Source organism: Variovorax sp. UC74_104 (assembly GCF_044055375.1).
Lineage (GTDB): Bacteria > Pseudomonadota > Gammaproteobacteria > Burkholderiales > Burkholderiaceae_C > Variovorax.
Map to the genome: position 1 here is coordinate 2759159 of NZ_CP171978.1, position 13602 is coordinate 2772760.

At 68.2% G+C, this 13602-nt stretch carries 11 protein-coding genes; 9 read left to right on the forward strand and 2 right to left on the reverse strand.

Annotated features, from left to right (window positions below):
• Nucleotides 1-17: 17 nt before the first annotated feature.
• Entirely contained in the window at nucleotides 18-2333 is a 2316-nt protein-coding gene (locus ACHMXA_RS12780; protein ID WP_395320885.1) for an ATP-binding protein, read from the forward strand.
• A 55-nt stretch (nucleotides 2334-2388) separates the two neighbouring features.
• Here ACHMXA_RS12780 and ACHMXA_RS12785 read toward each other — a convergent pair whose 3' ends face one another.
• Nucleotides 2389-2619 (reverse strand): hypothetical protein, encoded by a 231-nt coding sequence (locus ACHMXA_RS12785; RefSeq protein ID WP_395320887.1) that lies wholly within the window; start codon nucleotides 2617-2619, stop codon nucleotides 2389-2391.
• Nucleotides 2620-2835: 216 nt separating this feature from the next.
• Between ACHMXA_RS12785 and ACHMXA_RS12790 the strand changes: the two genes are divergently transcribed.
• Genes ACHMXA_RS12790 through ACHMXA_RS12805 form a run of 4 tightly spaced genes read left to right on the forward strand, consistent with a single transcriptional unit; the run spans nucleotide 2836 to nucleotide 8043 of the window.
• A complete protein-coding gene (locus ACHMXA_RS12790; protein ID WP_395320889.1) occupies nucleotides 2836-4659 on the forward strand; it encodes an FAD-dependent oxidoreductase in 1824 nt (607 codons plus the stop codon).
• Complete coding sequence (locus ACHMXA_RS12795) at nucleotides 4656-6506, forward strand: 2-oxoacid:acceptor oxidoreductase subunit alpha (protein WP_395320891.1); 1851 nt, start codon at nucleotides 4656-4658, stop codon at nucleotides 6504-6506. The genes ACHMXA_RS12790 and ACHMXA_RS12795 overlap by 4 nt, the downstream gene beginning before the upstream one ends.
• On the forward strand, nucleotides 6503-7558 hold the full coding sequence (locus tag ACHMXA_RS12800; RefSeq protein WP_176664721.1) for a 2-oxoacid:ferredoxin oxidoreductase subunit beta: 1056 nt from the start codon (nucleotides 6503-6505) through the stop codon (nucleotides 7556-7558). Before ACHMXA_RS12795 ends, ACHMXA_RS12800 begins: the two co-directional genes overlap by 4 nt.
• 47 nt (nucleotides 7559-7605) lie before the next feature.
• The gene (locus ACHMXA_RS12805; RefSeq protein ID WP_176664722.1) at nucleotides 7606-8043 is read left to right on the forward strand and encodes a CBS domain-containing protein; all 438 of its coding nucleotides are present in this window, start codon (nucleotides 7606-7608) and stop codon (nucleotides 8041-8043) included.
• Nucleotides 8044-8065: 22 nt separating this feature from the next.
• On the opposite strand, the gene ACHMXA_RS12810 is transcribed toward ACHMXA_RS12805, so the two are convergent.
• Nucleotides 8066-8755, reverse strand: a complete 690-nt coding sequence (locus ACHMXA_RS12810) for a GntR family transcriptional regulator (RefSeq protein WP_176664723.1) — start codon at nucleotides 8753-8755, stop codon at nucleotides 8066-8068.
• A gap of 114 nt (nucleotides 8756-8869) precedes the next feature.
• Between ACHMXA_RS12810 and araD the strand changes: the two genes are divergently transcribed.
• From araD to ACHMXA_RS12830, 4 genes are all read left to right on the forward strand, one after another.
• On the forward strand, nucleotides 8870-10600 hold the full coding sequence (araD, locus tag ACHMXA_RS12815) for an L-arabinonate dehydratase (protein WP_395320894.1): 1731 nt from the start codon (nucleotides 8870-8872) through the stop codon (nucleotides 10598-10600).
• 43 nt (nucleotides 10601-10643) lie between these two features.
• A complete protein-coding gene (locus tag ACHMXA_RS12820; protein WP_176664725.1) occupies nucleotides 10644-11354 on the forward strand; it encodes a ribonuclease activity regulator RraA in 711 nt (236 codons plus the stop codon).
• Between the two features lie 38 nt (nucleotides 11355-11392).
• Nucleotides 11393-12388 carry a tripartite tricarboxylate transporter substrate binding protein gene (locus ACHMXA_RS12825; RefSeq protein WP_176664726.1) on the forward strand — a complete coding sequence of 332 codons (996 nt, stop codon included), beginning with the start codon at nucleotides 11393-11395 and terminating at the stop codon, nucleotides 12386-12388.
• A gap of 92 nt (nucleotides 12389-12480) precedes the next feature.
• Complete coding sequence (locus ACHMXA_RS12830; protein WP_176664727.1) at nucleotides 12481-13599, forward strand: SMP-30/gluconolactonase/LRE family protein; 1119 nt, start codon at nucleotides 12481-12483, stop codon at nucleotides 13597-13599.
• Nucleotides 13600-13602: the final 3 nt, after the last annotated feature.

A 13602-nucleotide genomic window follows, 5' to 3' on the forward strand; every position in this document is an offset into this window, starting at 1 on the left:
GCGCCACGGCAAAGGCGGTGACCACCCCGGGCCTTCGCGGCACTCGCGCGCTCCTGCTGTTCGCCTTCTTCTGGCTGGTGGCGCTGGCCGCGGCCCGCGCGGACGTGCTGCGCATCGACGACGAGACCCGCTGGCCCATTGCGCTCGACACGCGCGTCGAGGTGTTCGAGGACACCGGCGCGCAACTGACGCTGGACGAGGTCGACGCGCTGCAGGGCGACGCACCCGCCGGCTTCCAGCCCGGCACGCCCGCGCGCATGCGGCCGGGCTTTTCGAAGTCGGCGTTCTGGCTGCGGCTGACCGTGGTGAACGGCACCGACGCGATCCAGCCGCTGCGGCTGGTGCTCGACGCGACATGGCTGCAGCACGTCGATTTCCATGCCCGCCGCGAACTCGCGGGCTGGGCCAGTTGGACGCACGAGCAGGCCGGCGTGTCTGTGCGTCCGAGCAGCGCGCGCGACCGTGACCGCGTGCCCACGCTGAACCTCGACCTGCGCCCCGGCGAGCAGGCGCGCGTGCTGGTGCGCGTGCGCACGGACAGCAGCGTCAAGCTCGTGCCGAGGCTGTATTCGGCGGACGCATGGCGCGCGTCCGAAAGCTGCCGCGCGCTGCTCGACGGCCTGCTCATCGGCGGCCTGCTGGTGCTGTCGGTGTATTCGCTGTCGCTGTGGGTCATCTCGCGCAATTTGGCGATGGCGGTGCAGAGCATGGGATTCGCGCTGGTGGCGCTCTACGAGAGCGCCTACCGCGGCCACGCGCGGCTCGCGCTGTGGCCCGAGAGCATCGAGTGGAGCTACCGCGCGGCGGGCGTCACCGCCGGCTGCTGCGTGCTGTCGCTGATGTTCTACCTGTACACCATGTCGCGCCGCGGCCCGGTGCGCGTGCCCGGGCTTCGCTGGCTGGTGGTGCTCGCGCTGGTGCAATGCGTCGTGGTGCTGGGCACGCTCTTCGGACCCTACGCGCCCTTCGCGACGGCGGGCACGCTGAGCGCGCCGCTGGTGGTGCTGTCGCTGACCGTCAGTACCTTCATCTACATGCGCCGCGCGGGGCCCGGCGGGCGGCTGGCGTTCCCGGTGATGACCATCGTCGCCGTCGGCGTGTGCCTGCGGCTGGTCGAGCTGACGATGCCCTCGCACATGATTCCCGGCTTCGACGCCTACGCGCTGGGCTTCCCGGGCATGCTGGTCGGCCTGGTGGCGCTGGCGGTGTGGGCGCACCACCTCTCGCGCCAGCGGCATTCCGCCCAGCGCTCGCTGGCGCACTGGCAGGCGGAAGAGCAGCAGCGGCTGCGCGAGGAGGTGGAGCGCAAGACGCACGCGCTGAACGCGGCGCTGGAACAGGCCGAGCAGCAGTCGCGCGAGCAGACGCAGCTGCTGGCCTACATCAGCCACGACCTGCGCGCACCGCTGTCGACCATCATCGGCAACGTGCGCCGGCTCAACGACGACGGCTCCGTGCAGCCCGAGCGGCTGCAGGCCATCGAGCGCAGCGCCGCCTACCAGTTCGCGCTCATCGACGACCTGCTCGACTACGCCAGGAGCGAGCTGCTGCCGTTTTCCTTCGAGTCGAAGGCGGTGCACCTGCGCGCGCTGATCGACGACGTCGCGCAGTACGCCGACACCCTCGCGCAGCGCCAGCACAACCGCTTCGAGCTCGATGTGCTGGGCGCGCTGCCCACCGCCGTGTACCTCGACAGCAAGCGCTTCCAGCAGCTGCTGCTGAACCTGCTGTCGAACGCCGCGAAATTCACGCGCGGCGGCAAGATGGGCCTGCGCGTGCAGGCCCGGCCGCGCCAGGATTCATGGCGGCTGGAGTTCGACGTGTGGGACAGCGGCGTGGGCATCGAGAAGGAAGACCTGGCGCGCATCATGCGGGCCTTCGAGCAGGGTGCGGCCAGCTCGAACGGCCACGGCCTGGGGCTGACGATCGCGCGGCGCATCGTGCAGAACATGGGCGGCCGGATGCAGCTGGAGAGCCGCCGCAACCTGGGCACGCGCGTGCGCTTCTCGGTGATCGTGAAGGAGGCGCCGAAGGAACTTGTGCCCTTTGTCGCGAAGCCGCCGCCGCGCCCCGCACAGCCCACGACCGCCCCGGCCCCCGCGCCCAGGCGCGTGCCGGTGCCCGCGATCGCGCCGCTGCCCGCGGCGGTGCTCGACGAACTCGAAACGCTCGCGCGCGACGGCCGCTGGAGCGACCTGCACGAATGGGCCGACAGGCTGGCGGCCGATACGCGCCATTCCGCGCTGGTGGAGGCGGTGCGGCACGCACTCGACCTGCTCGACTTCGAACACATCCGGCTGCTGGCGCGCGCGACGCCGAACGCGAGCCAGTGAGCGGGCTTCGGCCTGGCAGCCGCCGAAGCTGTCGCAGCCGCTGAAGCGCCCGCAGCTATTGCGGCGAGGCCGGTGCCTGCGCTTGCGGCGGTGGTGTCTGTGCCTGCTGCTGGGTCTGCTGCGCGTCCGGCGCATCGGACCCAGCGACCGGCTCGCTTTCGGCGTGGTGCCTTATCGCAATGCCCTTGACGAGGTGGCGGGGCAGGTGGTGAGTCTTGCGCAACTGGGCCAGCGCCTCGCTGCGCGCCGGCTCGCAAACCGGTAGAAACATGTGCAAAACGCTCATGGTGTCGTCCCGTGGAGTAACCGGCGGACATTGTGAGCGCATGAAGTCCGCAACGGGGGAATCGCCCTCCCGGCGCAGATGCTTTGGCCGGGCCCTCGCGGCTGCGGGATTCCACCAAGCTTGCGCTTCCGTGCGCGGGGCGCATACTCCGCCAAAAGCGCCACAAGCCACTCGTCGGCCCCTGCGGGGTTCCGGGCGACAGCCAGGAGACACGTGTTGCAGCGAACGAACATTGCCAACCCGGCCTACTTTCACAAGGTCGTCGATTGCCAGTACGCCTGCCCGGCGCACACTCCCGTCCCCGAATACATACGCATGATCGCGCAGCGCCGATACGGCGACGCGTACATGGTCAACTGGGTCTCCAACGTCTTCCCTGGCATCCTGGGGCGAACCTGCGACAGGCCCTGCGAGCCGGCCTGCCGGCGCGGGCGTGTGGAAGAAAGCAATACAGAGGCGCCGGAGCCGGTGGCCATCTGCAGGCTCAAGCGCGTGGCCGCCGACATGAAGGAGGACGTGCGCGCACGCATGCCCAAGCCCGTACCGAAGAACGGCAAGCGCGTGGCCTGCATCGGCGCGGGGCCGGCCTCGCTCACCGTCGCACGCGACCTGGCGCCGCTGGGCTACGAGGTCACGGTGTTCGACGGCGAGGCCAAGCCCGGCGGCTTCATCCGCACGCAGATACCGCGCTTCCGGCTGCCCGAGTCGATCATCGACGAGGAGACGGGCTACGTGCTCGACCTGGGCGCGGAGTTCCGCGGCGGCGAGCGCATCGATTCGATGAAGGCGCTGATGGGCCAGGGCTGGGACGCGATCTTCGTCGGCTGCGGCGCACCGCGCGGACGCGACCTCGACATTCCGGGCCGCCAGGAAGCGGCGGCGAGCATCCACATCGGCATCGACTGGCTGAGTTCCGTCTCTTTCGGCCATGTGAGCAGCATCGGCCGGCGCGTGATCGTGCTGGGCGGCGGCAACACTGCCATGGACTGCTGCCGCTCGGCTCGGCGCCTGGGCGGCAGCGACGTGAAGGTGATTGTGCGCAGCGGCTTCGAGGAGATGAAGGCTTCCCCCTGGGAGAAGGAAGACGCCGCGCACGAGGGCATCCCTATCATCAACTTCCACGTGCCCAAGGCCTTCGTGCACGACAACGGCAAGCTCGTGGGCATGCGCTTCGAGATCGTCAAGGCGGTGTACGACGACAAGGGCCGCCGCACGCTGGAGCCCACGGGCGAGCCCGAGGCGTACTTCGAATGCGACGAAGTGCTGGTGGCGGTGGGCCAGGAGAATTCGTTCCCCTGGATCGAGCGCGACTGCGGCATCGACTTCGACAAGTGGGGCCTGCCCGTGCTGGATGCGACCACCTTCCAGTCGACCGTGCCCAACGTGTTCTTCGGCGGCGATGCGGCCTTCGGGCCGAAGAACATCATCACCGCGGTGGCCCACGGCCACGAGGCCGCAGTGTCCATCGACAAGCTGCTGCGCGCGGAGCCGATCGAGGTCCGCCCGCCGCCGATGACCAACCTGGTGTCGCAGAAGATGGGCATCCACGAGTGGAGCTACGACAACGACACCTCCAACGACCTGCGCTACAAGGTGCCGTGGGCCAAGGCCGAGGCGGCGCTGGCGAGCATCCGCGTGGAGGTGGAACTGGGCTTCGACGCCGCCACCGCCTTCAAGGAGGCCGCGCGCTGCCTGAACTGCGACGTGCAGACGGTGTTCAACGAGCCCGCCTGCATCGAATGCGACGCCTGCGTGGACATCTGCCCGATGGACTGCATCAACTTCGTCGAGAACGCCGATGAAGAGAGCCTGCGTCCGCGGCTGAAGGCGCCCGCGCTGAACCTGGCGCAGGACCTGTACGTGTCCGGCGGATTGAAGACGGGCCGCGTGATGGTGAAGGACGAAGACGTCTGCCTGCACTGCGGCCTGTGCGCCGAACGCTGCCCGACCGGCGCGTGGGACATGCAGAAGTTCCTGCTGAAGATGACGCTCGCGGGCCAGGAAAATGTCCAGCAGCAAGTCCGGAAGGAGGCCGCATGAAGCAGATCGAGGCGGTCAACGACTTCGTCATCAAGTTCGCCAACGTCAACGGCTCGGGTTCGGCATCGGCCAACGAACTGTTCGCCAAGGCCATCCTGCGCATGGGCGTGCCGGTGAGTCCGCGCAACATCTTCCCCAGCAACATCCAGGGTCTGCCGACCTGGTACGAGGTGCGCGTGACCGAAGAGGGGCACCTGGGCCGGCGCGGCGGCACCGACATGATGGTGGCGATGAACCCGCAGACCTGGGACGCCGACATCGCCGAGCTGGAGCCCGGCGGCTACCTGTTCTACGACAGCACTCGCCCGCTGCCGCCCTCGAAGTTCCGCGACGACATCCGCGTGATCGGCATGCCGCTCACCGAGATCTGCAACGCCGTCTACCAGGACCCGCGCCAGCGGCAGCTGTTCAAGAACATCGTCTACGTGGGCGCGCTGGCCATCCTGCTGGGCATCGAGCCCGAGGTGGTCGAGAAGCTGTTCTCCGAGCAATACAAGGGTAAGGAGAAGCTGCTCGCCTCCAACGTGCAGGCGCTGCACCTGGGCTGCGACTTCGCGCGCGAGAACCTGCGCGAGCCCGTGGGCCTGAAGGTGCGCCGCGCCGACCGGGTGGGCAACAGGATCTTCGTGGACGGCAACAGCGCGGCGGCGCTGGGCTGCGTGTACGGCGGCGCGACGGTGGCGGCGTGGTATCCGATCACGCCGTCGTCGTCGGTGGCGGAGGCCTTCCAGAAGTACTGCACCAAGTTCCGAGTCGATCAGTCCACCGGCCAGCACCGCTTCGCCATCGTGCAGGCGGAGGACGAACTCGCCTCGATCGGCGTGGTGGTCGGCGCCGGATGGAACGGCGCGCGGGCCTTCACCGCGACCTCGGGGCCGGGCATCTCGCTGATGACGGAGTTCATCGGGCTGGCGTACTTCGCGGAGATTCCGGTCACGCTCATCAACGTGCAGCGCGGCGGCCCTTCGACCGGCATGCCCACGCGCACGCAGCAGGCCGACATTCTTTGCTGCGCCTATGCGTCGCACGGCGACACCAAGCACGTGCTGCTCTTCCCCGAGGACCCGCACGAGTGCTTCGAGCACGCGGCAGCGGCGCTGGACCTGGCCGACCGGCTGCAGACGCCGGTGTTCGTGATGACCGACCTCGACATCGGCATGAACCAGCGCCTGTGCAAGCCCTTCGAGTGGGACGACAGCAAGGTGTACGACCGCGGCAAGGTCATGACCGCCGAGGAGCTGGAGGCGGGCCGCGACTTCGGCCGCTACAAGGACGTGGACGGCGACGGCATCCCGTGGCGCACGCTGCCCGGCACGCATCCCACCAAGGGAAGCTACTTCACGCGCGGCACCACGCGCGATGCCTATGCGCGCTACTCGGAGCGCGGGCCGGACTACATCTACAACATGGAGCGGCTGCTGAAGAAGTTCGCGACCGCGGCCACGCTGGTGCCGCAGCCCGTGCTGCGGCCCGCTGCACGGAAGACCGACCTGGGCGTGATCTATTTCGGCTCCACCAGCCCGTCGATGCACGAGGCGCTGCAGGAGCTGGAAGAGCACGGCATCCATCTCGACGCCATGCGGCTGCGGGCCTTTCCGTTGCCCGAGAGCGTGGTGCAGTTCCTGGCCGAGCATGAGCGCGTGTTCGTGGTCGAGCAGAACCGCGACGCGCAGATGCGCAGCCTGCTGGTCAACGAACTGGATGCCGATCCCGCCAAGCTGGTGCGCGTGCTGCACTTCGACGGCACGCCCATCACCGCGCGCTTCATCGTGCAGGCGATAGAGGCGCACGTCGGCAAGGCGAACGCGCAAGGTGCCGCCATCACCGGCGCGAAGGAGCCCGCATGACCTACCTCGCCAAGCCGAAGCTCCGGCATCCGACGCTGGCCACCAACAAGGTCGGCTACACGCGGCGTGACTACGAAGGAAAGATCTCCACGCTGTGCGCGGGCTGCGGGCACGACTCCATCTCGGCCTCGATCATCGAGGCCTGCTGGGAACTCGACATCGAGCCGCATCGCGTCGCCAAGCTCTCGGGCATCGGCTGCAGCTCGAAGACGCCGGACTACTTCCTCGGCGCATCGCACGGCTTCAACACCGTGCACGGCCGCATGCCGAGCGTGCTGACCGGCGCCAACCTCGCCAACCGCGACCTGCTGTACCTGGGCGTCTCGGGTGACGGCGACTCGGCCTCCATCGGCCTGGGCCAGTTCGCGCACGCCATGCGGCGCGGCGTGCGCATGGCCTACATCGTGGAGAACAACGGCGTCTACGGCCTCACCAAGGGCCAGTTCTCGGCCACGGCCGACCAGGGCTCCAAGAGCAAGAAGGGCGTGGTCAACACCGACAGCCCGGTGGACCTGGTGGCCATGGCGCTGCAGCTCGGCGCGAGCTACGTGGGCCGGGGCTTCTCGGGCAACAAGGCGCAGCTGGTGCCGCTCATCAAGGGCGCGATCAGCCATGGCGGTTCCGCCTTCATCGACGTCATCAGCCCCTGCGTGGCCTTCAACAACCATCCGGGCAGCACCAAGAGCTACGACTACATCCGCGAGCACAACGAGGCGGTCAGCCGCATCGACTTCATCAGCGGGCGGGAGGAGATCGCCGTGGACATGGAGCCCGGCGAAGTGATGGACGTGCGCCAGCACGACGGCACGCTGCTGCGCCTGCGCAGCCTGCACCCCGACTACGACCCGGGCGACCGCTTCGCCGCCATGGCCTACATGCAGCGGCACCAGGAGATGGGCGAGGTGGTCACGGGGCTGCTGTACGTCGACCCGCTGGCCACCGACCTTCATACGGCACTCAACACCTGCGACCGGCCGCTCAACGCACTGGGGCCGGAACAGCTGTGCCCCGGCGCCCAGGCGCTGGAGCGGCTCAACGCCTCCTTGCGCTGAGCAACGGCGGCGGCACCATTCAGGGTTCGACTCACGGAGGGCGCATCATGTCCGAGCGCACCGTTTTCCAATCGATTTCGCGCACGCACGTGCTCAGCCTGGCACCGCAGGCCAGCGTGCGCGACGCAGCCTGCGCGATGACGCGCGCCAACTGCGGCAGCGTGCTCGTCATGGAACTGCCCGACACGCTGCTGGGCATATTGACCGAGCGCGACCTCATGACCCGCGTGCTCGCCAAGGGACTCGATCCCGACGCGACGCCGGTGCGCGAGGTGATGACGCCCAACCCGATCTGCGTGCCGCCCGAGACGCTGGTGTCCGACGCGGTGGTGCTGATGCTCGAGCGCGGCTTCCGGCATCTGCCGTTGGTGTCGGGCGCGAAGGTGCTCGGCGTGTTCTCGGTGCGCGATGCGCTGCCGAGGGAGATCGGCGCGGCGGTGAGCCTGAGCGAGTTCAGGGAGCAGGTGAACGACGCGCTGGGGTGAAGTAGGGGGCGGCGCAGCCCTTTCAGGGAATCACGTAGTCGGGATACTGCTTGCAGATCTCGTTGACGGCGCTGAGCGTTCCCGACAGGTGCTTGCGCAACGCGGCCTGGGCTGCGTCCGGGTCCTTCGCCTCGATGGCGCGCACGATGGCGCGGTGGTCGCGCAGGATCGCCTCGGTCTTGCCGGCGGTCGGCAGGTGCAGGCGGCGAAGGCGGTCGACGTGGCCAGAGACGCGGCCCACCAGATCCCACAGGCCCAGCACGCCGCCGGCCTCGTACATCAGTCGGTGGAACGCGCGGTCCGCGTTGACGAAGTCGCCATAGCGCTGCGAGTTCGCGAGCGCGGCCTGCTGGGCGATGACGCCCTTGAGCTGCTCAACCAGGCCCGGTGTTTCGTCGAGGGCCAGCTGGTGCACCAGCTCCAGCTCGATGGAGCGCCGCAGGAAGTGCGCCTCGCGTGCGGCCGCGATGTCGATGCGGCTCACCAGCGTCGCGTGCTGCGGGAACACGTCCACCAGGCCTTCCTCGTTGAGCCTCAGCAGTGCCTCGCGCACGGGGGTCTGGCTCACGCCGAAGCGGTCGGCCAGCTCCTGCCGCTGCAGCACGGTGCCGGGAACGAGTTCGAGCGCGAGGATGGCTTCGCGCAGGTTCTCAAGCACCTGTGGCGCGGCGAGGCGGGTGCGGTCAAGTCGGATCTTCGGGGAGGCGCTCATCGCCGGCGATTGTGTCATTGACGCACTAATATACTAGTGTTTTAATTCGACGAAAGACGCCGGCAAGGCCTGGCGAGGCCGCACTTTCCACGCAGCGGCCATGGAGACAACCCCTTGACGAAACGCCCCTACGAATCCCTTCGCAGCGCCCGCTGGTTCGCGCCCGACGACTTCCGCTCCTTCGGCCATCGCTCGCGCGTGCTGCAGATGGGCTACAGCTACGCCGACTGGATGGGCAAGCCCGTCATCGCCATCGTCAACACCTGGAGCGACGCCAACCAGTGCCACTCGCATTTCAAACAGCGCGTGGAAGACGTCAAGCGCGGCGTGCTGCAGGCGGGCGGCTTTCCGCTCGAGCTGCCGGCGATCTCGCTTTCCGAGAGCATGGTCAAGCCCACCACCATGCTCTATCGCAACTTCCTCGCGATGGAGACGGAAGAGCTGCTGCGCAGCCACCCCATCGACGGCGCCGTGCTGATGGGCGGCTGCGACAAGACCACGCCCGGCCTCACGATGGGCGCGCTCAGCATGGGCATTCCCTTCATCTACCTGCCGGCCGGCCCCATGCTGCGCGGCAACTGGAAGGGCAAGGTGCTGGGCTCCGGCTCCGACGCCTTCAAGTACTGGGACGAGCGCCGCGCCGCCCGCCTGGGCGAACAGGCATGGGCCGAGATGGAGGCCGGCATCGCCCGCAGCCACGGCACCTGCATGACCATGGGCACGGCCGCCACCATGATGGGCATCGCCGAGGCTGTGGGACTGACACTGCCCGGCGCGTCGAGCATTCCCGCGGCGGATGCCAACCACATCCGCATGAGCGCCGACTGCGGCCGCCGCATCGTCGATATGGTGTGGGAAGACCTTACGCCCGCGAAGATGCTCACGCGCGCCAACTTCGAGAACGGCATCGCCTGCGCGATGGCCATGGGCTGCAGCACCAACGCCGTCATCCACCTGATCGCGATGTCGCGCCGCGCCGGTCACGCCGTGAGCCTCGAGGACTTCGACGCCTTCAGCCGCCGCGTGCCCGTCATCGCCAACATCCGGCCCAGCGGCGATGCCTACCTGATGGAAGACTTCTTCTACGCGGGTGGGCTGCCGGCGATGCTGGAGCGCATCCGCGGCCACCTGCGCACGGAGGCGCTCACCGTCAACGGCCGCAGCATCGGAGAGAACATCGAAGGCGCCGAGGTGTACGACGACGACGTGATCCGGCCGCTGACCAACCCCATCTACGCCGAAGGCGCGCTGGCCGTGCTGCGCGGCAACCTTGCGCCCGACGGCGTGGTCATCAAGCCCAGCGCCTGCGCGCCGCATCTGCTGAAGCACACGGGCCGTGCGCTGGTCTTCGACGACTACCCGTCGCTCAAGAAGGCCGTGGAAGACCCGGAACTCGACGTGACCGGCGACGACATCCTGGTGCTGCGCAATGCCGGTCCGCGTGGCGCCGGCATGCCCGAGTGGGGCATGCTGCCCATCCCCACCAAGCTGCTGAAGCAGTGCGTGAAGGACATGCTGCGCCTGTCCGACGCACGCATGAGCGGCACCAGCTACGGCGGCTGCCTGCTGCATTGCTCGCCAGAGGCCGCTGTCGGCGGGCCGCTCGCGCTCGTGCAAACCGGCGACCGCATCACGGTGGATGTGCCCGCGCGCCGCATCCACCTGGAGATCGACGACGAGGAGCTCGCGCGCCGCAAGGCCGCGTGGACTCCGCCGCCGCCGCGCTACGAACGCGGCTACGGCTGGATGTTCGGCCGCCACATCCGCCAGGCCGACGAGGGCTGCGACTTCGACTTCCTCGAAACCAGCTTCGGCAAGCCGGTGCCCGAGCCGGACATCTTCTGACCGCCATCCGATTCCACCCACTTCCAGACAACGGAGACCCCACGTGAATCCCGCCACCCGCGAGCAGCTCATGAAGGTGAGCACCGCCACCCTGTGCACGGCCCTGTTCAAGCGCGGCCTGCGCCACCAGTTCATCCAGGACGTGCGCCCGCTCGATGCCGGCCTGCCCAACATGGTCGGCGAGGCTTTCACGCTGCGCTACATGCCGGCGCGCGAAGACCTGAACCCGATCGGCGTCTTCCTCGACCGCGACCATCCGCAGCGCAAGGCCGTGGAGCAGTGCCCCGAGGGTGCGGTGCTCGTCATCGACAGCCGCAAAGATGCGCGCGCCGCATCGGCCGGCGGCATCCTCGTCACGCGGCTCATGAAGCGCGGCGTGGCCGGCGTGGTCACCGACGGCGGCTTCCGCGACAGTCCCGACATTGCGAAGCTCGGCTTTCCCGCCTACCACCAGCGCCCCAGCGCACCTACCAACCTCACGCTGCACCAGGCCATCGACATCAATGTGCCCATCGGCTGCGGCGATGCACCGGTATTCCCCGGCGACGTGATGGTGGGCGACGCGGAAGGCGTCGTCGTCATCCCGGCCCACATGGCCGACGAGATCGCCGCCGAGGCCACCGAGATGACCGCCTTCGAGGACTTCGTGCAGGAGAAGGTGCTCGAAGGCCGCTCCATCCTGGGCCTCTATCCGCCCACCGACGAACAGAGCCGCACCGACTTCGCGGCATGGCGCCAGGCCAGGGGCCGCTGAGCCGGCCCGCCGATCACAGAACACAAAGGAGACAAGACATGCGTTCCATCCGCCTCGCTGCGGCGTTCCTCCCTGCGGCGCTGCTTTCGGCTGCGCTCGTTCCTCTGGCCGCATCGGCCCAGGCAACCGATTGGCCCGCCGCCAAGCCCATCGTGTACGTGGTGCCGTTCACACCCGGCGGCTCCACCGACATCGTGGGCCGCACGCTGGCCCAGAAGCTGGGCGAGAGCCTCAAGCAGTCGGTGGTGGTCGACAACAAGCCCGGCCAGGCCGGCGGCATCGGTGCCGCCTACGTGGCGAAGGCGCCGCCCGACGGCTACACGCTCTTCGGCGGAACCATCAGCACGCACGCCATCAATGCCAGCCTCTACAAGAAGCTGGCCTACGACCCGATGAAGGACTTCGAGCCCGTCTCGCTGGTTGCGCGACTGCCCAACGTGCTCATCGTCAACAGCCAGCTCGGCGTGAACTCCGTGGCCGAGCTCGTGGCGCTGCTGAAGAAGGACGAGAGCAAGCGCACCTTCGCTTCCTCGGGCGCCGGCACCTCGACGCACCTGGCCGGCGAGATGTTCGCCGACCTCGTCGGCGTGAAGCTCACCCACGTGCCGTACAAGGGCACGCCTCCGGCGCTGACCGACGTGGCCGCGGGGCAGGTGCCTTTCATGTTCGACCAGGTGACCGCTGCGCTGCCGCTGGTCAAGAGCGGAAAGCTCAAGCTGCTGGCAGTGACCACCGCGAAGCGCATCGCGCTGGTGCCCGACCTGCCGACCATGATCGAATCGGGTATTCCCGGCTTCGAGATGTCGTCGTGGCAAGCGGTATATGCCCCCAAGGGCACGCCCAAGCCCATCGTGCAGCGCCTCAACGCCGAGATCGTGAAGGCCCTGCACCAGCCCGACGTGCAGGCCAAGCTCTCGGGCCAGCTCGCGATGGAACTCGTGGGCAGCACGCCCGAAGAACTGCGCGACCACATGGCCAGGGAGATCCCGCGCTGGGCCGAGCTGGTGAAGAAGTCCGGTGCCGTCGCCGACTGAACGATCAGGAACAACGGCCAGGAACAACGGCCAGGAACAACGGCCAGGAGCAACGGCCAGGAGCAACCGACAAGAATCCAAGGAGACAACCGATGCAGAACAAGACGAACGACGACCGCCGCCGATTCCTCAAGACAGCCGTGGGCACAGCCGCGGGTGTCGGCACCGCAGCCTTCGGCACGCTCGCAGGCGCCCAGGCCTTCGACTTCAAGCCCAGCCAGCGCTATCCCGACCCGGCGGTGCTGATCCTCGACCCGAGCTTCACCAAGTACAGGCTCTACAGCAGCACACTGGAGCAGCTGGGCTCCGGCATGCGCTGGGCCGAGGGGCCGGTGTACTTTCCCGAGCACGGCTATCTGCTGCTGAGCGACATTCCCAACAACCGGCTCATGAAGTACGACGAGAAGACCGGCAAGTTCGGCGTGCACAAGACCGGCGTCAACTACGCCAACGGCAACACCCGCGACCGCCAGGGCCGCCTCGTCACCTGCGAGCACTCGGTGACGCGGCGCGTGGTGCGCACCGAGAAGGACGGCCGCATGACCGTGCTGGCCGACAGCTACCAGGGCAAGCGCCTCAACGCGCCGAACGACGTCGTCGTGAAATCGGACGACACCGTCTGGTTCACCGACCCCATCTTCGGCATCAACGGCGAATGGGAGGGAAGCAGGGCCGCGCCGGAGCAGGCCACGACCAACGTGTATCGCATCGCCACCGACGGCAAGCTCACGGCGGTGATCACCGATCTCGTCAATCCGAACGGCATCGCCTTCTCGCCCGACGAGAAGAAGCTCTACGTGGTCGAGTGGAAGGGAACGCCCAACCGCAGCATCTGGAGCTACGACGTGTCACCGGACGGCACGAGCGTCTCCAACAAGACCAAGCTCATCGACGCCGACGGCCCCGGCTCGCTCGACGGCTTCCGCGTCGACCGCGACGGCAACCTCTGGTGCGGCTGGGGTCACTCCGGCGCCATCGCTTCGGAGCCCACCGACGTCGGCGGCGGCATGAAGGCCTACCTGCCCACCGGCAAGTCGGAGGAAATGGATGGCGTGAAGGTCTTCAACCCGCAGGGCAAGCCCATCGGCTTCATCCGCCTGCCCGAGCGCTGCGCGAACCTGGAGTTCGGCGGGCCGAAGCGCAACCGGCTCTACATGGCGAGCAGCCATTCGCTGTATGCGCTTTATGTGGAGGCGCACGGGGCGGTCTGACCT